The sequence below is a fragment of the Salinivibrio costicola subsp. alcaliphilus genome, from assembly GCF_001996185.1.
In the GTDB taxonomy this organism is placed as follows: Bacteria; Pseudomonadota; Gammaproteobacteria; order Enterobacterales; family Vibrionaceae; genus Salinivibrio; species Salinivibrio costicola.
Window position 1 is genome coordinate 1 of sequence record NZ_MUFR01000184.1, and the last position, 314, is coordinate 314.

1 protein-coding gene is annotated in these 314 nt (G+C 45.2%); it reads left to right on the forward strand.

The features are described from left to right. Positions 1 to 314 (forward strand): transposase (locus tag BZJ21_RS15790; RefSeq protein ID WP_158075557.1); only part of this gene is annotated, 314 nt, incomplete at both ends.

The window sequence follows — 314 nt, forward strand, 5'->3', positions numbered from 1 at the left end:
TAAGCCAAAAACTGCCGAGATCATTCGCAAGAATGGTGAGTGGTTTATCTCGGTTTCAATGGAATACGATTCCATTGAAAGACAGTGTGGCACTAAAGCTATTGGTCTTGATTGGGGTGTTTCTCATTATTTTTCAACCATCGATCAAGATGGTCATTTTGAGCAAGTCGAAAACCCTCGCTACCTGAGAAACAGCAAAGAGCAACTAGCGTCTGTGCAACGCGACCTTGCGTTAGCAAAAAGGGGGACTCGCGCCCATCGCAAACTGAAGCACAGAATTGCTAAATTGCACCAAAAAATCGCCCGTCAACGAC